Below are 20,481 nucleotides of genomic sequence, written 5' to 3'. Positions count from 1 at the left end.
CCCGAGCCGTCAGTCCTTGATCTCGCAGATCAGGGCGCCGGAGGAGACGGAACCGCCGACCTCCGCCGTGAGCCCCTTGACCGTGCCGGAGCGGTGGGCGTTGAGAGGCTGCTCCATCTTCATGGCCTCCAGGACGACGACGAGGTCGCCTTCCTTGACCTCCTGGCCCTCCTCGACCGCGACCTTGACGATCGTGCCCTGCATCGGGGAGGCGAGGGAGTCGCCGGAGGCCGCGGAGCCGGCCTTCTTCGCCGCGCGGCGCTTCGGCTTGGCGCCGGCCGCGAGGCCCGTACGGGCCAGGCTCATGCCCAGCGAGGAGGGCAGCGAGACCTCCAGGCGCTTGCCGCCGACCTCGACGACCACGGTCTCGCGACCGGCCTCGTCCTCCGCGTGCGACTCCGCCGGGGCGGCGAACGGCTTGATCTCGTTGACGAACTCCGTCTCGATCCAGCGGGTGTGGATGGTGAACGGGTCCGCGGTGAAGGCGGGGTCGGCGACGACGGCGCGGTGGAAGGGGATGGCGGTGGCCATGCCCTCGACCTGGAACTCGGCCAGCGCACGCGCGGCGCGCTGGAGGGCCTGCTCGCGGGTGGCGCCGGTGACGATCAGCTTGGCCAGGAGGGAGTCCCAGGCCGGGCCGATCACGGAGCCGGACTCGACGCCCGCGTCCAGGCGGACACCGGGGCCGGTCGGCGGCGCGAACGTCGTCACCGTGCCGGGGGCGGGGAGGAAGCCGCGGCCGGGGTCCTCGCCGTTGATGCGGAACTCGAAGGAGTGCCCGCGCACGGCCGGGTCGCCGTAACCGAGCTCCTCGCCGTCGGCGATGCGGAACATCTCGCGTACGAGGTCGATGCCGGTGACCTCTTCGGTGACGGGGTGCTCGACCTGGAGGCGGGTGTTGACCTCCAGGAACGAGATCGTCCCGTCGGCCCCGACGAGGAACTCGACCGTGCCCGCGCCGACGTATCCGGCTTCCTTCAGGATCGCCTTGGACGCCGCGTACAGCTCCGCGTTCTGCGCCTCGGAGAGGAAGGGGGCCGGGGCCTCCTCCACCAGCTTCTGGTGGCGGCGCTGGAGCGAGCAGTCACGGGTGGAGACGACGACCACGTTGCCGTGCTGGTCGGCCAGGCACTGGGTCTCCACGTGGCGCGGCTTGTCCAGGTAGCGCTCGACGAAGCACTCGCCCCGCCCGAACGCGGCGACGGCCTCGCGGACGGCGGAGTCGTACAGCTCCGGGATCTCCTCCAGCGTGCGGGCCACCTTCAGCCCGCGCCCGCCACCACCGAAGGCGGCCTTGATCGCGATGGGGAGCCCGTTGGCCTCGGCGAACGCGACGACCTCCGCCGAACCGGCGACCGGGTCGGGGGTGCCGGCCACCAGCGGGGCGCCGGCGCGCTGTGCGATGTGGCGGGCGGCGACCTTGTCACCCAGGTCGCGGATGGCCTGCGGCGGCGGGCCGATCCAGGTGAGTCCGGCGTCCAGGACGGCCTGGGCGAACTCGGCGTTCTCCGACAGGAACCCGTAGCCGGGGTGGATGGCGTCCGCGCCGGAGTCCGCGGCGGCCTGGAGCACCTTGGCCATGTCCAGATAGCTGGCTGCCGGGGTGTCACCGCCCAACGCGAACGCCTCGTCGGCGGCCCGGACGTGCAACGCGTCCCGGTCCGGATCGGCGTAGACCGCGACACTCGCGATCCCCGCGTCCCGGCACGCCCGAGCAACGCGGACAGCGATTTCGCCACGGTTGGCGATGAGCACCTTGCGCACGATGACTCCCTCCTGGAAACAAGCTGAGTTTAGGGACTACCGACACGGCGCTACGACCCGTCCCCAATGGTGAGCTTGCCCACACGGAGTGTGATTCGAGGCTTGCCTCAGTAGGGAAATCCCTTGTGGCACCACGGTACGCCGGGTTCTACAACCGCACAGTAACTACCCGGTGTGGTGCAGGTCTCTGTCCTGAAGGTCAACGCCTCACGGCGTTTCTTTGTGGACTCCCTACGAACGGCCGGGGGATTCTTTGCGTGGCGTACGGACCCCGTGGCCCGAGGAGTCACTCCGGCAGCGGACCCAGCCGGCCGCTCAGCCGCGGATCGTCCGCCTCCGCCGGCTCCGTCAGCCGGATGCCGAAAGCGTTCTCGACGAGCGACAGGACTCCGTGGAGGGGGGCCCGTGCGCCGGGGACGAGCCCCAGCGGACGCATGTGATCGTCCAGACGTGTCGGGTCCTGCCCGGTCGGCTCGATCGCCTGGAGCGTGTGGAAGTCCACGACGACCTCGCCGTCGACCGCGTACGTGAACCAGTACATCGGCTTCTCGTTGTGGTGCAGGACGACGGCCTCGGTCCCGAGGGACACGGCGCTCAGGATGCGCTCGTCGAGCCCGTGCACACCGCCCTGCTCCCACGCCCAGGTCCAGGAGCCGTCGACGCCGGTGGTGACCACCGGCTCCTCGTCGTCGTAGAGGTCGTCGCCGAAGTCGTCCGCGAGGTCCATGCCGTCGCGCAGGGCGAGCCTTTCCGGGTCGGCGCCCGTACGGGAGAGCAGTTCGGCGGGGCTCGTGCCCCGTACGAAGGTCAGTGTGTAGAGGGGGAAGTCGCCCACCCGGAACATCTCCAGGCCGCGGTCCGCATGTGTACCCGTCATGCGGCGGATGCTGTCACGCCCCTCTGGCAGACGGACCGACTCACCGAGCGGCGGCAGCGCACCCCTTGTCCGGAGGAATACCGGTGAGTAAGGTCCGCGACACGCACGTACCGCAAGTAACAGGGGGTGGTGCTTTGCTGCGCAGACCGGTGGCGATCGTGACCGCGCTCGTGCTGTTCGGCGAGGCGGTGGGCATCTTCGCCGTCAACGCCGTCCTCGCCACGGTCACCGAGAACCAGAACATGTCACTGGCCGGGATGGACCCGAAGGCCATGACCGCCGGGACCTGGGTGATGGGCGGGGTCTCCGCCGCGCTGCTGATCGGATGCGGGCTGATCGCGCTGCTGGCCGGGGTCCGGGACCGCGCGCCGGGGCGGTTCGGGCGGATCGCGCTGATCGGCTGCGCGGTGGTGCACGGGGTGCTCGGGGCGGTGACCGTGGGGCTGGTGGGCTGGGCCGCCTTCGCCTTCATGATGGTGGTGCTGGCCCTGCTGGTGTTCACCCTGCTCTCGTACGGGCCCGAGGGCCGTGGCGAGGACCGGGTGAGTGACGAGGTGGCCCCGGCGGCCGTCTGAGCCGCCGCCGGGAACGCCCGGAAGCCGTTTTCAGACCCACAACTCCGTGACCGAGATGTCCAGTTCGGCCAGCAGGCGCCGCAGCAGCGGCAGCGAGAGGCCGATCACGTTGCCGTGGTCGCCCTCGATGGAGTCGACGAACGGTGCCGACCGGCCGTCCAGCGTGAAGGCCCCGGCCACGTGCAGCGGCTCGCCCGACGCCACGTACGCGGCGACCTCGGCGTCGCTCGGCTCGCCGAACCGTACGACGGTGGACGCCGTCGCCGAGGCGTGGCGGCCCGAGGCGGTGTCGATCACGCTATGGCCGGTCTGCAGGATGCCGGAGCGGCCGCGCATCGCCTTCCAGCGGGCGGTGGCCTCCTCGGCGTCGGCCGGCTTGCCGAGCGCCTCGCCGTCCAGTTCGAGGACCGAGTCGCAGCCGATGACCAGGGCCCCGGCCGCCTCGGGGCGCTCCGCGACCGCCGCCGCCTTGGCCCGGGCCAGCAGCAGGGCCAGCTCGGCGGGGGTGGGGGCGCTCAGGGCGTCCTCGTCCACCCCGCTGACGATCACCTCGGGGGCGAAACCCGCCTGGCGCAGCAGGCCGAGGCGGGCGGGGGAGGCGGAGGCGAGGACGAGGCGGCGCTGATCAGTCATACCGGCCATCGTAGAAGGGGCCCGCGCCCTCGATGGACCCTGTTGACCTTGTAAGGGTTCAGCGGGTGCCGAGCACGAACATCGCGACCAGCATCGCCAGTGCGAGCAGGACGCCCGCTCTGCGCATCATGTCCTGGGCGTCGCGCAGTTCCTTCGGCGGCTTGTTCTCGGGGTCGGACCACAGCATGCTTCCGATCCTGCCCGCGCCGGGCGCCGATGCGCCTGAGTACGGGTACTCAAGAGGCAGCGGCGCCCGGTCCCGGCTCAGGCCGGCCAGTACGTCCTGGCCCAGGCCCGGGGGCCCGGCCGCAGGCGGCCCGTACGGGCGATGCGGCCCGGGTCGGACCACTGCTCGGGCGGAACGGGCGCGCCGGACGACACGGCGGCGCTCGCCGCGGCGCGGGCCTGGACCACTGCCAGGGCGGCGGCCAGCTCCTCAGGGGTCGGGTTGCCCCGTACGACTCTGATCATGGGCAGACCTCTCTGTGCGTCTGTGCGTCTGTGCGAGGGCGGGCGGCTACAGCGGGATGTTGCCGTGCTTCTTCGGGGGGAGTGATTCCCGCTTCGTCCGCAGCTGACGCAGCCCCTTCACGATGTGGGCCCGGGTGTCGGACGGCATGATCACCGCGTCGACGTAGCCGCGCTCGGCAGCCACGTACGGGTTGAGCAGCGCGTCCTCGTACGCCGTCATCAGCTCGGCGCGCGTGGCGTCCGGGTCCTCGGCGGCGGCGATGGTGCGGCGGTGCAGGATGTTCACCGCGCCCTGGGCGCCCATGACGGCGATCTGGGCGGTCGGCCAGGCCACGTTCAGGTCGGCACCCAGGTGCTTGGAGCCCATCACGTCGTACGCCCCGCCGAACGCCTTGCGGGTGATGACGGTGATCAGCGGGACCGTCGCCTCCGCGTACGCGTAGATCAGCTTGGCGCCGCGCCGGATGATGCCGCCGTACTCCTGGTCCACACCCGGCAGGAAGCCCGGCACGTCGACGAAGGTGATGACCGGCACGTTGAACGCGTCGCAGGTCCGGACGAAGCGCGCCGCCTTCTCGCTCGCGTCGATGTCCAGGCAGCCGGCGAACTGCATCGGCTGGTTGGCGACGATCCCGACCGGGTGGCCCTCCACCCGCCCGAAGCCGGTGATGATGTTCGGCGCGAACAGGGCCTGGGTCTCCAGGAATTCGGCGTCGTCCAGCACGTGCTCGATCGCGGTGTGCATGTCGTACGGCTGGTTCGCCGAGTCCGGGATGAGGGTGTCCAGCTCCCGGTCCTCGTCGGTGACCGCGAGGTCCGCCTCCTCCGGGAAGGCCGGGGCCTCGGAGAGGTTGTTCGAAGGGAGGTAGGAGAGCAGGGACTTGACGTACTCGATGGCGTCCTTCTCGTCGCCCGCCATGTGGTGCGCCACCCCGGAGGTGGTGTTGTGCGTACGGGCTCCGCCCAGCTCCTCGAAGCCGACGTCCTCGCCGGTGACCGTCTTGATGACGTCGGGGCCGGTGATGAACATGTGCGAGGTCTGGTCGACCATCACCGTGAAGTCGGTGATCGCGGGGGAGTAGACCGCCCCGCCCGCGCACGGGCCGACGATCAGCGAGATCTGCGGGATCACCCCGGAGGCGTGCACATTGCGGCGGAAGATCTCGGCGAAGAGGCCGAGCGCGGCCACACCCTCCTGGATGCGCGCGCCGCCGCCGTCGTTGATGCCGATGACCGGACAGCCGGTCTTCAGCGCGAAGTCCATGACCTTGACGATCTTCTCGCCGTAGACCTCGCCGAGCGAGCCGCCGAAGATGGTGAAGTCCTGCGAGTACACGCAGACCGGGCGGCCGTCGACCGTGCCGTACCCGGTGACGACACCGTCGCCGTACGGGCGGTTCTTCTCGATGCCGAAGTTGGTGGAGCGGTGCCGGGCGAACTCGTCGAGCTCCACGAAGGAGCCCTCGTCCAGCAGGAGATCGACCCGCTCACGGGCCGTCAGCTTGCCCTTGGCGTGCTGCTTCTCGACGGCGCGGGCCGAACCCGCGTGCGTCGCCTCCTCGATACGGCGGCTCAGGTCCGCGAGCTTGCCCGCGGTGGTGTGGATGTCGCTCTGCGGCTCGGACATCGGGGGGCGGCTCCCTGCCTGGTCACGGGGACGACGAACGGTGACGGTCACGGGGGGACGACCGGTCGTCTGTCCGACTCTGCGGCTACTGGCTCGTAACTTCTGATTACGCAAAGCTCGTACGTGGCGTTCGTACGTCACGCTCGTACGCAACTCTCCGGCTACTGACTCGTAGGGTATCGGCGCGCCTCCGGAAAGGCAGTGCGTCCTTTGCCACACCTAGGGTGGCTTGCATGACACCACCGGATGCGCCACAGAACCGCTGGTCGGACCTGGACCGGCCGCCCCTGAACGTGACCGCGCTGCGCCGCGGGCTGCTGCGGCCCGAGTCGCTCTGGAGCGAGCTGGAGGTCGTGGAGACCACCGGATCGACCAACTCCGACCTCGCGGAGCGGGCCCGCTCCGGTGGCCTGGCCGAGGGCACGGTCCTGGTCGCCGAGGAGCAGACCGCCGGGCGCGGCCGGCTGGAGCGGAGCTGGACCGCGCCGCCCCGCTCCGGGCTGTTCTTCTCGGTCTACCTGGAGCCCGGCGACGACGTGCCCGTGGAGCGGTGGGGGTGGGTGCCGCTGCTCGCCGGGGTGGCCGCCGCGACCGGCCTCGCCAAGGCGGCGGGCGTCGACACGGCACTCAAATGGCCCAACGACCTGCTGGTCACTGTGGAGGGTGAGGAGCGCAAGGCCGCCGGCATCCTCGGGGAGTTCGCCGGGGACGGCATCGTGGTCGGCCTCGGCATCAACGTCTCGCTGCGCGCCGACGAGCTGCCCGCCCCCACCGCCGGGTCCCTGGCGCTCGCCGGAGCCGTCTCCACCGACCGGGAGACCCTGCTCCGGGCCGTCCTGCGTTCGCTGGAGCACTGGTACGGGGAGTGGCGGGCCGCGGGCGGGGACGCGGCCGCGAGCGGGCTCCAGGCGGCGTACGCGGCCGGGTGCGCGACCCTGGACCGGACCGTACGGGCCGAGCTGCCGGGCGGGAACTCCCTGGTCGGGCAGGCCGTCGCGATCGACGGCGACGGGCGTCTGGTGCTTTCCACCGAGGACGGGCTCCAGCAGCCGGTCTCGGCCGGGGACATCGTGCACCTGCGGGGCGCGGCGGGCGGGCTGACCTGAGGAGGGCCTGATGAGGAGGGCTTGATGGGGAGGGCCTGAGACGGTGTGGATACGCGTCATCAGTAACGGTGTGGATACCGCGTAATCAGTAGATGTCACGCGCGACGCACCCGTATCGGGCAACCAAGGACGTGAGCTAGGGCACACCTGCCGTATTGTTGAGGCGATCCAGCGACAGATCACTGTTGGGGCGATCAGCGACAGATCGGCAGGCAGTGCGCAGGGAACGGGCAGGAGGCGGCTGGTGACCGTCGGCGACACGACGTCCGGCGCGGGCGAGGAGCCCCCGTCGGACTCCTCGGTCCATGCCACCCCGCATCACGAGGTCGACCACACGGCCGAACCGACCGACGACCCCCTCGCGATCCGCCTCGAAGCGCTGATCCTCGGGGCCGACCGCCGCTACACCCCCTTCCAGGCCGCCCGCACCGCCGGTGTCTCCATGGACCTGGCCTCCCGCTTCTGGCGGGCCATGGGCTTCGCCGACATCGGCCAGGCCAAGGCGCTCACCGAGGCTGACGTGCTGGCGCTGCGGCGGCTCGCCGGTCTGGTGGAGGCGGGGCTGCTCAGCGAGCCGATGGCGATCCAGGTGGCCCGCTCCACCGGGCAGACCACCGCACGGCTGGCGGAGTGGCAGATCGACTCGTTCCTGGAGGGGCTCACCGAGCCGCCCGAGCCGGGGATGACCCGTACGGAAGTCACGTATCCGCTGGTCGAGCTGTTGCTGCCGGAGCTCCAGGAGTTCCTCGTCTACGTGTGGCGGCGCCAGCTGGCCGCCGCGACCGGGCGGGTCGTGCAGGCGGCGGACGACGACGAGATGGTCGACCGGCGCCTGGCCGTCGGCTTCGCGGACCTCGTCGGCTTCACCCGGCTGACCCGGCGGCTTGAGGAGGAGGAGCTCGGCGAGCTGGTCGAGTCCTTCGAGACGACCGCCGCCGACCTGGTCGCCGCGCACGGCGGACGGCTCATCAAGACCCTCGGCGACGAAGTCCTCTTCGCCGCCGACGACGCGGGCACGGCGTCCGAGATAGCGCTCCGGCTGATCGAGGCCATGTCCCAGGACGAGGCGATGCCCGCCCTGCGCGTCGGGATCGCCTTCGGCACGGTCACCACGCGCATGGGCGATGTCTTCGGCACCACGGTGAACCTCGCCAGCCGGCTCACCTCGATAGCTCCGAAGGACGCCGTCCTCGTGGACGGGGCGTTCGCCAAGGAGCTGGTCCGGCACGGGGACGCCCCGGAGTCGGAGGCCCAGGCCGCCGAGGAGGTCGCGGCCGCCGCCGAGCGGGCCCGGCTGGCCGAGAAGGAGGGCCGCGAGGTGGTCGAGGAGCCGCCCCTGCCCACGTACCGCTTCGGGCTCCAGCCGATGTGGCAGCGGCCCGTGCGCGGGCTGGGTGTCGTGGAGCCGTGGCTGCTGGCGCGGCGGGGGAAGACGGGGTCCTGAGCCGTACCGCTCCACGGGCTCGCCCTGTCGGTTTCCGGTGCGCCCTGTCTAGGATCCCTGTCGACAACGCCGGTTAACCGGCGTTCACCGGCAGTCGACCGACAGGGGTGCAGGCATGACCGTCACGTCCGAGCAGCGGTTCGGGGAGTTCGTCGCCGTACGGCGCCACGCGGGCCAGGAGCATGTGGCCGAGCTGGTCCTCGACCGGCCGAAGGCCATGAACGCCGTCTCCACCGACATGGCCCGCTCCATCGCCGCCGCCTGCGAGGCCCTCGGTGCCGACCGGGACGTCCGCGTCACCGTCCTCACCTCCAGTCATGAGCGGGCCTTCTGTGTGGGCGCCGACCTCAAGGAGCGGAACTCCTTCACGGACGCCGAACTGGTACGCCAGCGGCCCACCGCCCGCGCCGCCTACACCGGCGTCCTGGAGCTGCCGATGCCGACGATCGCCGCCGTGCACGGCTTCGCCCTCGGCGGCGGCTTCGAGCTGGCCCTCGCCTGCGATGTGATCGTGGCCGACGCCACCGCCGTGGTCGGCCTGCCCGAGGTGTCCGTGGGCGTCATCCCGGGCGGCGGCGGTACGCAGCTGCTGCCGCGCCGGGTGGGGGCGGCCCGCGCCGCCGAGCTGGTCTTCACCGCGCGCCGGGTGGAGGCGGCCGAGGCGCGGGAGCTGGGTCTGGTGGACGAGCTGGTGGAGGCGGGGCGGGACCGGGAGGGGGCCCTCGCGCTGGGTGCCCGGATGGCCGCCAACTCGCCGGTCGGGCTGCGGGCGGCCAAGAAGGCGCTCCGGCTGGGGCACGGGCTCGACCTGCGGGCGGGCCTGGAGGTGGAGGACGCCGCCTGGCGGTCGGTGGCCTTCTCCGGGGACCGGGCGGAGGGCGTGGCCGCCTTCAACGAGAAGCGGAGCCCGCAGTGGCCGGGGGAGTGATCACGCCCGCATGCCGTGAGGCGCCCGCCGCGTGACGCCGAAAATTAGTTGCGCATCAAACTGATCAAAAGGGAACAAATCTACATAAGCTGGATAAATGGGTGAAGACGATGCTCGGCTGCGGGCCGTGGTTTCGCTGGCGCAGACGATGGCCGCGGCCTACACGCCGCGCGATTCGTGGCGGGCGGCCGCGCTGGGGGCCTGCGAGGCGCTGGGCGGCAGCTTCGCCGCACTCTCGGTGTGGGAGCGGGACCGGGGCAGGCTGCGGGTCCTGGTCAACGCGGGGCAGCGGGCCGAGGGGGAGGAGGAGTTCCCCGAGGAGGAGGCCTACCCGGTCCACGAGTTCCCGGAGATCACCGAGTTCCTGCACGAACGCTGGGCCGGCGGCGGTGAGCCCGACGCCTGGGTGGAGACCGCCGACGGCCTGCCCGGCGCGGGCGGCCCGGCGCGCGGCGCCCGCCCGTACTGCCACCAGCGGGTGGCGGCGCTGCGGCGGCGCGGCCGGGGCTGCTGTGTGGTCGCGCCGATCGTGCTGCACGGGCGGGCCTGGGGCGAGCTGTACGTGGCGCGGCCGGCCGGGAAGCCGGTGTTCGACCGGGACGACGCCAACTTCGCCACCGTGCTCGCCGCCGTCGTGGCCTCCGGGATCGCCCAGACCGAACGGCTGGAGGAGGTCCGCAAGCTGGCCTTCACCGACCCGCTGACCGGCCTCGCCAACCGCCGGGCCGTCGACATCCGCCTGGACGAGGCGGTTGAGGCGCACCGCACGGCCGGGGTCGTCGTCAGCCTCGTCGTCTGCGACCTCAACGGCCTGAAAGCGGTGAACGACACGCACGGACACGCCGTCGGCGACCGTCTGCTGGAACGTTTCGGCTCGGTGCTCTCCCTCTGCGGGGCGATGCTCCCGGACGCGCTCGCCGCCCGGCTCGGCGGCGACGAATTCTGCCTGGTGGCGGACGGACCCGAGGCGGACGACGTGGTCGGGGTGGCCACCGAGCTCTGCGACCGGGCGGCGGTGATCGAGCTGGGCAACGGGGTGGCCTGCGGGGTCGCGTCGACGGGCGACCCGATCGGCCCGGTGCGCTCGGCCCGCCGGCTGTTCCGGCTGGCGGACGCCGCCCAGTACCGGGCCAAGGCCGCCCGTTCGCTGCGGCCGGTGGTGGCCGGGCGGGACGGCGAGGTCATCCGGCTCGCGGACTCCCCGCCGAAGTCGGCGCACGACCGCCGCAGGCTGCGCGGCAACCGGCCGTGATCACCGGCGGCAGAGCGGTAAGGGTCCCTCTGCTCAACCACTAGTGACATAGCGGGTTTCAATCCGTACGCTGCTGAATATGGATATGCACACTGTCGTGGTGGGGACGTCCGGAACCACCGCCGAGGACGTCGTCGCCGTGGCCCGCCACGGCGCCCAGGTGGAGCTCTCCGCCGCCGCCGTGGACGCGCTGGCCGCCTCCCGCCTCATCGTGGACGCGCTCGCCGCCAAGCCCGAGCCGGTCTACGGCGTCTCCACCGGCTTCGGCGCCCTGGCCAGCCGCCACATCAGTACGGAGCTGCGCGCCCAGCTCCAGCGCAACATCGTCCGCTCGCACGCGGCGGGCATGGGCCCCCGCGTGGAGCGCGAGGTCGTGCGCGCGCTGATGTTCCTCCGGCTCAAGACGGTCGCCTCCGGCCACACCGGCGTACGCCCCGAGGTCGCGCAGACCATGGCGGACGTGCTCAACGCGGGGATCACCCCCGTCGTCCACGAGTACGGCTCGCTCGGCTGCTCCGGCGACCTCGCCCCGCTCTCCCACTGCGCGCTCACCCTGATGGGCGAGGGCGACGCGGAGGGCCCCGACGGCACGGTCCGCCCGGCGGGCGAGCTGCTCGCCGCGCACGGGATCACCCCGGTGGAGCTGCGCGAGAAGGAGGGCCTGGCCCTCCTCAACGGCACGGACGGGATGCTCGGCATGCTCGTCATGGCCCTCGCCGACCTGCGTAACCTCTACACCTCCGCCGACATCACCGCCGCCCTCTCGCTGGAGGCGCTGCTCGGCACGGACAAGGTCCTCGCCCCCGAGCTGCACGCCATCCGCCCGCACCCCGGCCAGGGCGTCAGCGCGGACAACATGCTGCGGGTGCTGGCCGGTTCGGGCCTGACGGGCCATCACCAGGACGACGCGCCCCGCGTGCAGGACGCCTACTCCGTACGCTGCGCCCCCCAGGTCAACGGCGCGGGCCGCGACACCCTGGACTACGCGGCGGTGGTCGCGGGCCGCGAACTGGCCTCGTCCGTGGACAACCCGGTGGTCCTGCCCGACGGCCGCGTCGAGTCCAACGGCAACTTCCACGGCGCGCCCGTCGCGTACGTCCTGGACTTCCTCGCCATCGTCGCCGCCGACCTCGGCTCGATCTGCGAGCGCCGCACCGACCGGCTGCTCGACAAGAACCGCTCGCACGGGCTGCCGCCGTTCCTCGCGGACGACGCAGGGGTGGACTCGGGCCTGATGATCGCCCAGTACACCCAGGCCGCCCTGGTCAGCGAGATGAAGCGGCTCGCGGTCCCCGCCTCCGCCGACTCCATCCCGTCCTCCGCGATGCAGGAGGACCACGTCTCCATGGGCTGGTCGGCCGCGCGGAAGCTCCGTACCGCCGTGGACAACCTCGCCAGGATCGTCGCCGTCGAGCTGTACGCGGCGGCCCGCGCCGTGGAGATCCGGGCCGCCGAGGGCCTGGCCCCGGCCCCCGCCTCGCAGGCCGCCGTGGCCGCGCTGCGGGCCGCCGGCGCCGAGGGCCCGGGCCCGGACCGCTTCCTGGCGCCGGACCTGGCCGCCGCGGACACGTTCGTACGGGAGGGGCGTCTGATCGCGGCCGTGGAGCCGGTCACGGGGCCGCTGGCCTGAGGGGCCGGTCCCGTACGCGTACGAAGGGCTGCCGCACCGGGGGGTGCGGCAGCCCTTTTACGTATGCGGGTACGGGGTCAGAGCGCCGGGCGGGCTCCGCCTCCGCCTCCGGAACGGCGTACGGAGTAGGTCACGAAGCCGGCGCCGAGGCCCAGCAGCGCTGTGCCGCCGATCAGATACGGGGTGGTGTCCACCCCGGGCCCGGTCTCGGCCAGTTGGGGCGCGGGGTCGGCCTCTTCGGCGGCCGGTGCCGCACCCTGGCCGGACGCGGTGGTTATGCCGCCCCGCGAGGCGGTTTCGACGGTCGCGTTGGCCGACGGGACGAACCAGAGAGCGGCCAGCAGCGTTCCCGCGGCGGTGGCGGTCAGGAGTGTGCGACGAGTGACGGACACAGTTTCGATCCCCTTGCGACAACCATGAGTTAGCCCCGTGGGCCGATGCTAAGCAAAGCAGCGGGTCGGAGGAAAGTCGTGGCCGGGATGGGCCATACGCTCCGGAGTATGAGCACAGAAGAGACATCCAGGTTCGTTCGCGTTCGGGTGGAAATGGTGCTGGAGGTCACCGACCTCGACGCCCTCACCGGCACCGCCCTCGAATCCATCGCTGCCGAATACGGGGAACCGGTATCGGGTATCACCGAGAGCGACACCGCCGAGGAGCGGATGCATGCCGAGGCCACCGTCCGGGCAGACGGAGCAGAGGCCCTCGCCTCGCTGATCGACCCGTTCGACCTGGTCAGCGAGGTGCCCGGGGTCGAGCTCGCGCAGGCCTCCTGGAGCAGCGAGAGCGTCGAGTACGACCCCGATGCGGAGGGCTGGGACGACGACGAGGACGACGAGGACGGCCCGTTCGTGGCCGAGATCGAGGACGACGAGGAGGGGTACGGCGACGCGGTCGCGCACAATGGGAGGAATGACGGCGAGGACGGTGACCTCGCGCAGCGGGTCTGACGTGTGAGAACACCGGCCCCGGCCCCGCTTCACCGCGGACCGGGGCCATGCTGTGCGGCGGTTCCGTATCCGGGCCCGACAGCGGGAACCACCGCAGGCGCAGCCGCGTCGATGAGTGGTGTTCCCCACATCCCTGGCGGATGTGGAACGGAGCACCCGTTCCGGGTGTTCTTGGAACATTGACGGGGAATCGCCGTCTGGCAGCCCCGTTCGGGGATTTTGGGGAATCGGCAACGATGGAGAAGCGTGTGATGACGGACAGCAAGCGGCGCAGGGGCCTCGCGGCCGTGTCCGCACTGCTCGGCGGCGTGCTGGTGCTTTCGGCCTGTACCGACGACGGCGGCGAGAAGAAGGCGGGCGCCGGCAGCTCGGAGTCGTCGCAGGCGCAGGAGGTGGACAAGGCCGCGGCCGAGGACGCGTCCGAGGCGCAGATAGCGATCAAGCCCGAGAACGGTGCCACCAACGCGAGCATCAACAACGCCGCCCAGGTCTCCGTCACCAAGGGCAAGCTGACCGAGGTCGTCATGACCACGGCGGACGGCAAGACGGTCGAGGGCACGCTGGCGGCCGACGGCTCCAGCTGGAAGCCCGCCGGACAGCTCGAACGCTCCACCACGTACAAGATCGACGCCACGGCGGAGGACGCGAAGGGCCGCAAGGCCCACGAGAACAGCTCCTTCACCACCGTCTCGCCCGACAACAGCTTCATCGGGAACTTCACCCCCGAGGACGGCTCCACCGTCGGCGTCGGGATGCCCGTCTCGATCAACTTCAACAAGCCGATCACGGACAAGAAGGCCGTCCAGGACGGCATCACCGTGTCCTCCAGCAGCGGCCAGGAGGTCGTGGGCCACTGGTTCAACGGCCAGCGCCTGGACTTCCGCCCGGAGGACTACTGGCAGGGCGGCTCCACCGTCACCCTGAAGCTCGCGCTGGACGGCGTCGAGGGCGCCGATGGCGTCTTCGGTGTGCAGCAGAAGACCGTGACGTTCAAGGTCGGCCGCAACCAGGTCTCGACCGTCGACGCGAAGACCAAGATGATGACGGTCACCCGCGACGGCAAGACGATCAAGACCATCCCGATCTCCGCGGGCGCGCCCGAGAACCCCACGTACAACGGTGAGATGGTGATCTCCGAGAAGCACAAGGAGACCCGGATGAACGGCGCCACCGTCGGCTTCACCGATGACGACGGCAAGGGCGAGTACGACATCAAGGACGTGCCGCACGCGATGCGCCTGTCCACCTCGGGCACCTTCATCCACGGCAACTACTGGGGCAAGGGCATCTTCGGCAAGGCCAACACCAGCCACGGCTGCGTGGGCCTGGCCGACGTGAAGGGCGCCAACGACCCCAACGCCCCCGGCGCCTGGTTCTACGACAACTCCATGGTCGGCGACGTGGTCATCGTCAAGAACTCCCCGGACAAGACGATCACCCCGGACAACGGCCTCAACGGCTGGAACATGGACTGGGCCCAGTGGAAGGCCGGCTCCGCCGCCTGACCCTGCCCCTGACCCCCGCTTCACCCCCGTCCCCATCCTGAAGGCGGCGGCCCCCCCGGAACGCTCGGGGGGCCGCCGCCTTCGGCGTGCGCGGGGCCTCTACAGCGCCGCATCCAGCCCCACCAGCATTGCTCGGCTCAAAGCACGCGCTGGTAGCGGAGCTCAGTGAGCGTGATCCCGTCGTAGACGTCGTCCTGAGCCGCGCCGTCAGCCTGGTAGCCGGCCCGCTCGTAGAAGCGCTGGGCTCGTTGGTTGTCACAGAGAACCCACAAGGCTGACGCCTCGAAACCCTGGCCCTTCATTTGGGAATGAGCCTCACCCAGGAGGATCCGGCCGATGCCCTGGCCGATCAGATCCGGTGAGACGTAGAGGGCGTAGACCTCACCGACCCGTCCCGGACCGGGTATCTCACTTCGGCACGGCCCGAAGCAGATCCACCCCACCAGGCCACGGTCACCGAGCGCCACAAGATCTCGTGACTTTCGTCCGGGCCGAGAGAACCACTGCCGCCGTTGGCCGGCATCACCTTCCACTGTCATGGCGTCCAAATACGTCTGGGGAACGATGCCGGCGTACGCCGCCTGCCATCCTCGGACTCGGATCGTCGAAACGGCCTCGATGTCGTCCGCATTCATCTCCCGCACGTGCACCATCGCGCCACCGTGCCAGTTGTCGCGGCCGGGCGTTTCACCGTACGGCCCGCCGTCATGACCTCCGGGGTAATCGACGCCCTCCGCCCCGCCCGGCAGCATCGGAGGCGTACCGAAGGACCATGCCACGCCGCACCCCGGAGGACCGGACCATGACCGCGTACGCCCTTGCCCACCTGCGTCCCGCCGACGGCCCCGTCCCGGACGAGGTGCTGAGCTACATCGAGCGCATCCAGGCCACCATGGAGCCCTACGGAGGCCGCTTCCTGGTGCATGGGGCCGAGGTGGAGGTGGTGGAGGGGGAGTGGCCCGGGGCGCTGGTCGTCATCGTTTTCCCCGGCACCGAGGAGATCCGCGCCTGGTACGCGTCCCCCGCCTACCAGGAGATCCTGCCCCTGCGCACCCGGCACATCGACGGTGACGTGGTGATCGTCCCGGGCGTCGGGCCGGAGTACGACGCGTCGGCCACGGCTGCGGCGATGCGGGTGGCGGGGGAGCGGGCGGCGGGATGACTCCCGTGGGCGTGGGCCGTTTCACCCCGCCCGCCCCTCCACCGCCTTCCGGTAGTACCGCAGGTCGCTGCGGTGGACCTGGCGGACCCCCGCCAGGTCCGTGTGCGGGGCGGCCGGGGGGCCGCCGCCCAGGCGTTCGCGGGGCGGTGGCTCGGCGGTGGCTCCCCGGCGGAGGTGGTGCCAGGGCTGGAGGGGGAGCCAGAACAGGCCGTACAGCCAGCGCAGGACCAGGCGGCGGAACTCCGGGCGGCCCGCGTCGGGCAGACGGATCACCCGTACGCCCATGATCAGCTTTCCGGCGCTCGCCCGTACCGCCATCGTGAGCAGTACCTGGTTGGCGAAGGACAGCACGGTGAGGTGGCCTATCAGGACTGCGGCCGTCGTGCCTGCCCCCGCGCCCGCCGGGCCCAGGCAGGAGTGCACCAGCAGGCCGACCACCAGCAGGCACAGATAGCAGTCGAGCCCGACCGCCAGGTAGCGGCGCGTCTCCCCGGTGCCCTTGGGGAGACGGGGCGGCCGCCCGGATGCTCCGTACGGCGGTGGCTGCGGCCGCGCAGGAGCGGCGGCGGTCCGGCCGGATCCGTACAACAACCTTGGCTGATAAGGAGATTGCGCTCTCCGACGCCCCCGCGGCTTCGTCATGGGGAGCATCATGACTGATCGTCAGGCGAGGTGTCGTGGTTCCTGACGGGTAACCCCCTTGCCCCGGCCGGCCTTCACCAATCCCTTACCGTGACGGGAACAGACGCACGAGTACGCACGGGGGCGGCGATGGGATGCGACGGCACCATATGGAGGCTGCGGCGCGGCACGGAACTCGTCGGGGAGATCGTCGTCGACGACCTCGATTTCCCCTGGCTGCACGGCCGGTTCATCCCCGGTCCGGCCTTCGATGCCGGGACCCGCGAGCTCTTCGACCGTGAGCTGGCCCTCATGGAGCGGCTGGACGAGGACGAGAGCGACGAGAGCGCGGAGGCGTGGGAGGGGGTCTGCTGCGAGGTGAACTCCACGCTCGTCCTGACCGGTCCGGAGGGGAAGGCCGTCGCCGAGTTCCTGCTGCACATCCAGGGCGACCGGGCCTGGTTCCGGTGGAGCGACACCCCGTTCTCCGAGGAGGGGCTCTAGGGAGGGCTCCAGGAGGGGCTCCAGGGGACCTCCAGGGGCCCGGGCGGCCAGCATGTGGATGGGTGTCGAAGATCATCGGGCGACGCGGGACAATCAGGGCGTCGGTGCCCTCCGGGACGGGGGCGCCGGCGCGCACGAGCCGACCCACGGAAGGGCTTGATCAGATGCCGCTCACCCCCGACTCCGCCCGCGACTCCGTTCACGCGCACGATGCGGCGAACCGGGTCATCGAGCCGCTCTACGCCGAGATCCTGCGGCGCAACCAGGGCGAGAAGGAGTTCCACCAGGCGGTCCGCGAGGTCCTGGAGACGCTCGGTCCCGTGCTGACGCAGCGCCCCGAGTTCGTGGACGCCCGCATCATCGAGCGCATATGCGAGCCGGAGCGCCAGCTGATCTTCCGGGTGCCGTGGGCGGACGACTCCGGCGACATCCACGTCAACCGGGGCTTCCGGGTCGAGTTCTCCAGCTCGCTCGGCCCCTACAAGGGCGGCCTGCGCTTCCACCCCTCCGTCAACCTCGGCATCGTGAAGTTCCTCGGCTTCGAGCAGATCTTCAAGAACGCCCTCACCGGCATGCCCATCGGCGGCGGCAAGGGCGGCGCGGACTTCGACCCCAAGGGCCGCTCCGACGCCGAGATCATGCGGTTCTGCCAGTCCTTCATGACCGAGCTCCACCGCCACCTGGGCGAGTACACCGACGTCCCCGCCGGCGACATCGGCGTCGGCGGCCGCGAGATCGGCTACCTCTTCGGCCAGTACAAGCGGATCACCAACCGGTACGAGTCCGGCGTCCTCACCGGCAAGGGCCTCGGCTGGGGCGGCGCCCAGGCCCGTACGGAGGCCACCGGCTACGGCACGGTCCTGTTCACCGCCGAGATGCTGCGCAGCCGGGGCGAGTCGCTGGAGGGCCAGACCATCGCGGTCTCCGGCTCCGGCAACGTGGCCGTCTACGCCATCGAGAAGTCCCAGCAGCTCGGCGCGACCGTCATCACCTGCTCGGACTCCGGCGGCTACGTCGTCGACGAGAAGGGCATCGACCTCGCCCTCCTCAAGGAGATCAAGGAGGCGGGCCGCGGCCGGGTCTCCGAGTACGCCGAGCGGCGCGGCGCGCACGCCCGGTTCGTGGCCGGTACGGGGGTGTGGTCGGTCCCCGTGGACGTCGCCCTGCCCTGCGCCACCCAGAACGAGCTCCACGAAGCCGACGCGCTCGAACTCGTACGCAACGGGGTCAAGGCGGTCGCCGAAGGTGCCAACATGCCCACCACTCCGGAAGCGGTCCAGGTCTTCCAGAGTGCGGGCGTCGCCTTCGCGCCCGGCAAGGCCGCCAACGCGGGCGGGGTCGCGACGAGCGCCCTGGAGATGCAGCAGAACGCCTCCCGGGACTCCTGGACCTTCTCGCACACCGAGGAGCGCCTCGGCGAGATCATGCGCCACATCCACGACTCCTGCTACACGACCGCCGAGCGGTACGGCAGCCCGGGCAACTACGTGGTGGGCGCGAACATCGCGGGCTTCGAGCTGGTGGCGGACGCGATGCTGGCGCAGGGGCTGATCTGACGACTGACGGTCGTACGGTCGTGGGCGTCACCGGTCCGGTCGGGGGTTTCCCGCCGGACCGGTGACGCCCCCGTCTGTCACGTACCTTCGCCCTCAGCAGATCCGCCCGGAGCGCAACGCCCGGGCCGTGCCTGCCGGGCACCCTGCTCCTAGGCTGGAGCGGTGACCCTCCGAGCGACGAACCAAGCCCGCATCGTCCCGCTGCACCCGTTCCCGCCCGGGCCCGCCCCGGCCCGGGAGCCGCTCTGGCGCGACCTCGTCGGGGACGTACTGCGGTCTGAACGGCTGGCCCAGGGCCGTACGTTGAAAGACGTGTCCGACGCCGCGCGGATCTCCATGGCCTACCTCTCCGAGGTGGAGCGCGGTCGCAAGGAGGCCTCGTCAGAGGTGCTGGCGGCTGCCGCGCGGGCGCTCGGGCTGAGCCTGGCCGATGTCCTCGCGCTGGCTCAGGGCGAGTTGCTCCGGCTCTCCGGGGCACGGCCCCGGGCCACCGGTCAGCCCAGCCGCCCGGCGGGCCCGATGGGCACCGTACGGCTGGCCGCCTGACCCCGATCGCGGCCGGTGACCGCTTCACTTCGCGGTCCGGGGGTACGGTCCTGGACATGGACTCTCGCACCACAGTTGAGCGCGCTCAGCGCCTCAAGCAACTGCACGCCGACCACCAGCCGCTCGTGCTGCCGACCGTCTGGGACGCCTGGTCGGCCCGGACGGCGGCCGCCGCCGGGTTCCCCGCGCTGACCGTCGGCAGTCACCCGCTCGCCGACTCCCGGGGGGCCGAGGACCAGGAGGGGCAGACCTTCGAGGAGGTGCTGGCCGCCGTCAGGCCGATCATCGCGTCGGTCGACGTCCCCGTCTCCGTGGACCTGGAGGCCGGGTACGGGCAGAAGCCCGCGGACCTCATCGCCGGGCTCATCAAGGTCGGCGGCGTCGGTCTCAACATCGAGGACACCGTCCACTCCGAGGGCGGACGGGTGCGCACCACCCAGGAGCACGCGAACTACATCGCGGGCCTGCGCGCGGCGGCCGACGACGCGGGCGTCCCGGTATGGATCAACGGACGGACGGATCTCTTCCTGCACGCGGAGGATGCCGCCTCCGTCCTCGACGAGGCGATCGAGCGGCTGCGAGCCCTGGAGCAGGCCGGGGCGGACAGCGTCTACCCGGTGAAGATCCAGGACAACGACGAGCTGCTCGCGGCGGTGACGGCCGCCGTCTCCGTACCCGTCAACTCCACGGCCCACCCGGTCAAGCACGACCTTGAGCGCTTCCGCCGCCTCGGTGTCGGCCGGATCACCTACGGCCCGCTGCTCCAGATGGCGTTGACGGACGCGATGAAGGGCATGCTCGGCCCCTGGGCGGAGTAGGGCGACACCAGCCGTCGGCGCAGGGCCCGGAAAGGCCCTGCGCCGACGGCACGCGCATCAGTCGAGGCAGAACTCGTTGCCCTCGATGTCCTGCATCACGATGCAGGACTCGTTCTCCTCGTCGGCGACCATCACTCGCTCGCACACCGCACCGAGCGCCACCAGCCGGTCGCGCTCGGCCTCCAGCGTGGCGAGCCGCTCCGCACCTACGAGCCCGGTGCCGGTCCGTACACAGAGATGGACCCGGTTCTTGACGACCTTGCCCTCCGGAACGCGCTGGAAGTACAGGCGCGGGCCGACCCCCGACGGATCGGCGCAGGCGAACGACCTGTCCTGATCCTCCGGAGGCAGCGAGCGGTTGTAGTCCTCCCAGGTCGCGAACCCTTCGGGCGCCGCAGGGACTTCGTAACCCAGCACCTCGCACCAGAAGCGGGCGAGGCGCTGGGGCTGCGCGCAGTCGAAGGTGACCTGGACCTTTCTGAATGTTGCCATCCGGGCACCGTAGTGGCGCG

At 71.3% G+C, this 20,481-nt stretch carries 23 protein-coding genes; 13 read left to right on the top strand and 10 right to left on the bottom strand.

Going from position 1 to position 20,481, the window contains the following annotated elements:
* Positions 1-9: 9 nt before the first annotated feature.
* Both IF17_RS0102135 and IF17_RS01000000136090 read right to left on the bottom strand, forming a co-directional pair.
* The gene (locus tag IF17_RS0102135; protein WP_030561547.1) at positions 10-1,764 is read right to left on the bottom strand and encodes an acetyl/propionyl/methylcrotonyl-CoA carboxylase subunit alpha; all 1,755 of its coding nucleotides are present in this window, start codon (positions 1,762-1,764) and stop codon (positions 10-12) included.
* A gap of 286 nt (positions 1,765-2,050) precedes the next feature.
* A complete protein-coding gene (locus IF17_RS01000000136090; protein ID WP_030561544.1) occupies positions 2,051-2,641 on the bottom strand; it encodes a DUF6461 domain-containing protein in 591 nt (196 codons plus the stop codon).
* A gap of 134 nt (positions 2,642-2,775) precedes the next feature.
* On the opposite strand from IF17_RS01000000136090, the gene IF17_RS0102125 reads away from it, so the two are divergent.
* A complete protein-coding gene (locus tag IF17_RS0102125) occupies positions 2,776-3,216 on the top strand; it encodes a hypothetical protein (protein WP_373036591.1) in 441 nt (146 codons plus the stop codon).
* A 30-nt stretch (positions 3,217-3,246) separates the two neighbouring features.
* Here IF17_RS0102125 and IF17_RS0102120 read toward each other — a convergent pair whose 3' ends face one another.
* The 4 genes from IF17_RS0102120 to IF17_RS0102105 form a co-directional block, all read right to left on the bottom strand.
* Positions 3,247-3,858 (bottom strand): nucleoside triphosphate pyrophosphatase, encoded by a 612-nt coding sequence (locus tag IF17_RS0102120; protein WP_030561540.1) that lies wholly within the window; start codon positions 3,856-3,858, stop codon positions 3,247-3,249.
* Positions 3,859-3,907: 49 nt separating this feature from the next.
* Positions 3,908-4,036, bottom strand: coding sequence for a morphogenic membrane protein MmpB (gene mmpB / locus IF17_RS1000000140095; protein ID WP_018510404.1), 129 nt, complete (start codon positions 4,034-4,036; stop codon positions 3,908-3,910).
* A 77-nt stretch (positions 4,037-4,113) separates the two neighbouring features.
* The gene (locus IF17_RS0102110) at positions 4,114-4,320 is read right to left on the bottom strand and encodes an acyl-CoA carboxylase epsilon subunit (protein WP_018510403.1); all 207 of its coding nucleotides are present in this window, start codon (positions 4,318-4,320) and stop codon (positions 4,114-4,116) included.
* 46 nt (positions 4,321-4,366) lie between these two features.
* Entirely contained in the window at positions 4,367-5,947 is a 1,581-nt protein-coding gene (locus IF17_RS0102105) for an acyl-CoA carboxylase subunit beta (protein ID WP_030561537.1), read from the bottom strand.
* Between the two features lie 233 nt (positions 5,948-6,180).
* Between IF17_RS0102105 and IF17_RS0102100 the strand changes: the two genes are divergently transcribed.
* The 5 genes from IF17_RS0102100 to hutH all read left to right on the top strand — a co-directional run bounded on the left by IF17_RS0102100 (position 6,181) and on the right by hutH (position 12,307).
* Positions 6,181-7,053 carry a biotin--[acetyl-CoA-carboxylase] ligase gene (locus tag IF17_RS0102100; RefSeq protein WP_030561535.1) on the top strand — a complete coding sequence of 291 codons (873 nt, stop codon included), beginning with the start codon at positions 6,181-6,183 and terminating at the stop codon, positions 7,051-7,053.
* A 244-nt stretch (positions 7,054-7,297) separates the two neighbouring features.
* Positions 7,298-8,497, top strand: coding sequence for an adenylate/guanylate cyclase domain-containing protein (locus IF17_RS0102095; RefSeq protein WP_030561533.1), 1,200 nt, complete (start codon positions 7,298-7,300; stop codon positions 8,495-8,497).
* 115 nt (positions 8,498-8,612) lie between these two features.
* The gene (locus tag IF17_RS0102090) at positions 8,613-9,425 is read left to right on the top strand and encodes an enoyl-CoA hydratase/isomerase family protein (protein ID WP_030561531.1); all 813 of its coding nucleotides are present in this window, start codon (positions 8,613-8,615) and stop codon (positions 9,423-9,425) included.
* 97 nt (positions 9,426-9,522) lie between these two features.
* Entirely contained in the window at positions 9,523-10,677 is a 1,155-nt protein-coding gene (locus tag IF17_RS0102085; protein ID WP_030561529.1) for a GGDEF domain-containing protein, read from the top strand.
* A 79-nt stretch (positions 10,678-10,756) separates the two neighbouring features.
* Positions 10,757-12,307 (top strand): histidine ammonia-lyase, encoded by a 1,551-nt coding sequence (gene hutH, locus IF17_RS0102080; RefSeq protein ID WP_030561527.1) that lies wholly within the window; start codon positions 10,757-10,759, stop codon positions 12,305-12,307.
* A 77-nt stretch (positions 12,308-12,384) separates the two neighbouring features.
* Here hutH and IF17_RS0102075 read toward each other — a convergent pair whose 3' ends face one another.
* On the bottom strand, positions 12,385-12,699 hold the full coding sequence (locus IF17_RS0102075) for a hypothetical protein (protein ID WP_030561525.1): 315 nt from the start codon (positions 12,697-12,699) through the stop codon (positions 12,385-12,387).
* Positions 12,700-12,852: 153 nt separating this feature from the next.
* Here IF17_RS0102075 and IF17_RS0102070 point away from each other — a divergent pair, with 153 nt between their 5' ends.
* Both IF17_RS0102070 and IF17_RS0102065 read left to right on the top strand, forming a co-directional pair.
* Complete coding sequence (locus IF17_RS0102070) at positions 12,853-13,257, top strand: hypothetical protein (RefSeq protein ID WP_051883849.1); 405 nt, start codon at positions 12,853-12,855, stop codon at positions 13,255-13,257.
* A 236-nt stretch (positions 13,258-13,493) separates the two neighbouring features.
* Positions 13,494-14,762: a L,D-transpeptidase gene (locus IF17_RS0102065; RefSeq protein WP_030561516.1), complete on the top strand. Its 1,269-nt coding sequence runs from the start codon at positions 13,494-13,496 to the stop codon at positions 14,760-14,762.
* 137 nt (positions 14,763-14,899) lie between these two features.
* On the opposite strand, the gene IF17_RS0102060 is transcribed toward IF17_RS0102065, so the two are convergent.
* Positions 14,900-15,541, bottom strand: coding sequence for a GNAT family N-acetyltransferase (locus IF17_RS0102060; RefSeq protein WP_337249722.1), 642 nt, complete (start codon positions 15,539-15,541; stop codon positions 14,900-14,902).
* 23 nt (positions 15,542-15,564) lie between these two features.
* On the opposite strand from IF17_RS0102060, the gene IF17_RS0102055 reads away from it, so the two are divergent.
* On the top strand, positions 15,565-15,924 hold the full coding sequence (locus IF17_RS0102055) for a DUF1330 domain-containing protein (protein WP_030561511.1): 360 nt from the start codon (positions 15,565-15,567) through the stop codon (positions 15,922-15,924).
* A gap of 21 nt (positions 15,925-15,945) precedes the next feature.
* Here the strand turns inward: IF17_RS0102055 and IF17_RS0102050 are convergent, their stop codons facing one another.
* Positions 15,946-16,398, bottom strand: a complete 453-nt coding sequence (locus IF17_RS0102050) for an RDD family protein (RefSeq protein WP_030561510.1) — start codon at positions 16,396-16,398, stop codon at positions 15,946-15,948.
* Positions 16,399-16,695: 297 nt separating this feature from the next.
* On the opposite strand from IF17_RS0102050, the gene IF17_RS0102045 reads away from it, so the two are divergent.
* The 4 genes from IF17_RS0102045 to IF17_RS0102030 all read left to right on the top strand — a co-directional run bounded on the left by IF17_RS0102045 (position 16,696) and on the right by IF17_RS0102030 (position 19,969).
* A complete protein-coding gene (locus IF17_RS0102045; RefSeq protein WP_030561508.1) occupies positions 16,696-17,049 on the top strand; it encodes a hypothetical protein in 354 nt (117 codons plus the stop codon).
* Between the two features lie 164 nt (positions 17,050-17,213).
* Positions 17,214-18,605 carry an NADP-specific glutamate dehydrogenase gene (gene gdhA / locus IF17_RS0102040; protein ID WP_030561506.1) on the top strand — a complete coding sequence of 464 codons (1,392 nt, stop codon included), beginning with the start codon at positions 17,214-17,216 and terminating at the stop codon, positions 18,603-18,605.
* A gap of 162 nt (positions 18,606-18,767) precedes the next feature.
* Entirely contained in the window at positions 18,768-19,151 is a 384-nt protein-coding gene (locus IF17_RS0102035; RefSeq protein WP_030561504.1) for a helix-turn-helix domain-containing protein, read from the top strand.
* A gap of 56 nt (positions 19,152-19,207) precedes the next feature.
* Positions 19,208-19,969 carry an isocitrate lyase/PEP mutase family protein gene (locus IF17_RS0102030; RefSeq protein ID WP_030561502.1) on the top strand — a complete coding sequence of 254 codons (762 nt, stop codon included), beginning with the start codon at positions 19,208-19,210 and terminating at the stop codon, positions 19,967-19,969.
* A 57-nt stretch (positions 19,970-20,026) separates the two neighbouring features.
* On the opposite strand, the gene IF17_RS0102025 is transcribed toward IF17_RS0102030, so the two are convergent.
* Positions 20,027-20,461: a VOC family protein gene (locus IF17_RS0102025; RefSeq protein WP_030561500.1), complete on the bottom strand. Its 435-nt coding sequence runs from the start codon at positions 20,459-20,461 to the stop codon at positions 20,027-20,029.
* Between the last annotated feature and the right edge of the window lie 20 nt (positions 20,462-20,481).

Source organism: Streptomyces cyaneofuscatus (assembly GCF_000718135.1).
Lineage (GTDB): Bacteria > Actinomycetota > Actinomycetes > Streptomycetales > Streptomycetaceae > Streptomyces > Streptomyces cyaneofuscatus.
Note: the sequence above shows the minus strand (reverse complement) of the source record. Positions and strands in the feature narration are given on the sequence as shown.

What these genes read in the sequence shown, in the direction of transcription:
- IF17_RS0102085 (WP_030561529.1), top strand. Translation starts at nt 9,523, where the DNA reads ATGGGTGAAGACGATGCTCGGCTGCGGGCCGTGGTTTCGCTGGCGCAG.
- IF17_RS0102110 (WP_018510403.1), bottom strand. Translation starts at nt 4,320, where the DNA reads ATGATCAGAGTCGTACGGGGCAACCCGACCCCTGAGGAGCTGGCCGCC.
- IF17_RS01000000136090 (WP_030561544.1), bottom strand. Translation starts at nt 2,641, where the DNA reads ATGACGGGTACACATGCGGACCGCGGCCTGGAGATGTTCCGGGTGGGC.
- IF17_RS0102045 (WP_030561508.1), top strand. Translation starts at nt 16,696, where the DNA reads ATGGGATGCGACGGCACCATATGGAGGCTGCGGCGCGGCACGGAACTC.
- IF17_RS0102100 (WP_030561535.1), top strand. Translation starts at nt 6,181, where the DNA reads ATGACACCACCGGATGCGCCACAGAACCGCTGGTCGGACCTGGACCGG.
- IF17_RS0102120 (WP_030561540.1), bottom strand. Translation starts at nt 3,858, where the DNA reads ATGGCCGGTATGACTGATCAGCGCCGCCTCGTCCTCGCCTCCGCCTCC.
- IF17_RS0102090 (WP_030561531.1), top strand. Translation starts at nt 8,613, where the DNA reads ATGACCGTCACGTCCGAGCAGCGGTTCGGGGAGTTCGTCGCCGTACGG.
- IF17_RS0102105 (WP_030561537.1), bottom strand. Translation starts at nt 5,947, where the DNA reads ATGTCCGAGCCGCAGAGCGACATCCACACCACCGCGGGCAAGCTCGCG.
- IF17_RS0102030 (WP_030561502.1), top strand. Translation starts at nt 19,208, where the DNA reads ATGGACTCTCGCACCACAGTTGAGCGCGCTCAGCGCCTCAAGCAACTG.
- IF17_RS0102055 (WP_030561511.1), top strand. Translation starts at nt 15,565, where the DNA reads ATGACCGCGTACGCCCTTGCCCACCTGCGTCCCGCCGACGGCCCCGTC.
- IF17_RS0102070 (WP_051883849.1), top strand. Translation starts at nt 12,853, where the DNA reads ATGGTGCTGGAGGTCACCGACCTCGACGCCCTCACCGGCACCGCCCTC.
- mmpB (WP_018510404.1), bottom strand. Translation starts at nt 4,036, where the DNA reads ATGCTGTGGTCCGACCCCGAGAACAAGCCGCCGAAGGAACTGCGCGAC.
- IF17_RS0102065 (WP_030561516.1), top strand. Translation starts at nt 13,494, where the DNA reads ATGGAGAAGCGTGTGATGACGGACAGCAAGCGGCGCAGGGGCCTCGCG.
- gdhA (WP_030561506.1), top strand. Translation starts at nt 17,214, where the DNA reads ATGCCGCTCACCCCCGACTCCGCCCGCGACTCCGTTCACGCGCACGAT.
- hutH (WP_030561527.1), top strand. Translation starts at nt 10,757, where the DNA reads ATGGATATGCACACTGTCGTGGTGGGGACGTCCGGAACCACCGCCGAG.
- IF17_RS0102025 (WP_030561500.1), bottom strand. Translation starts at nt 20,461, where the DNA reads ATGGCAACATTCAGAAAGGTCCAGGTCACCTTCGACTGCGCGCAGCCC.